This window comes from Comamonas sp. wu1-DMT, from assembly GCF_040187805.1.
Lineage (GTDB): Bacteria > Pseudomonadota > Gammaproteobacteria > Burkholderiales > Burkholderiaceae_C > Comamonas > Comamonas thiooxydans.
Genome location: NZ_JBANEM010000063.1, coordinates 1 through 659, shown reverse-complemented (window position 1 = coordinate 659; position 659 = coordinate 1). Strand labels below are relative to the sequence as shown.

The window sequence follows — 659 nt, the reverse complement described above, 5'->3', positions numbered from 1 at the left end:
TTTTCCCACGCCTCGCACATCGCACGGAATGGTGTCTTCCACCTGAGCGCTTTCAAGTGCTTGCCGAAGTTGTAGCTTTGAACAATGCCTGGACATGCTCCCGTAGCTGCTCCAGGCCCTCGTACTCGTACGCCTTGATCGTGGATTCCTTGATGGTCCGGTTCATGCGCTCGACCATGCCGTTAGTCCAAGGGTGGTACGGCTTGGTATGTTGTTTCTCGATTCCATTGAACTTGCAGATGCGTTCAAAGATGTGACCGATGCATGTGTCGGTGACGCCACCTCTGAAGCGTTCTTGCCCTGTGAAGGCCATGCCGTTGTCCGTCAGAACGGTATGTATGCGGTACGGGAAGGCCACAAGCACCTGCCGAAGGAACTGCGCTGCGTTGGCTTTCGTGGCCCTGTCAAAGAACGCAACATACGTAAACTTTGTGACGCGGTCTATTGCAACAAACATGTGCTGTATGCCGCTGAAGATCTTCATTTCGGCGCTGTCGATGTACACGAAGCCCAGCGTCGTTTCTTCAAACTTTCCGCGCCTTCGCGGCATCTGCATTGCCGGCTGTCGACTGATTCCGTGACGCTGCAGGCATCGATGCAAGGCGCTGCGGCTGAGCTTGGGTGCCGTCTCCAGGAGCTGCCCCATGAGATCGTCCAGC

1 pseudogene is annotated in these 659 nt (G+C 55.7%); it reads right to left on the bottom strand.

The features are described 5' to 3' along the window. Window positions 1-659: pseudogene (locus V8Z78_RS27070) on the bottom strand (integrase core domain-containing protein); the annotation flags it as partial.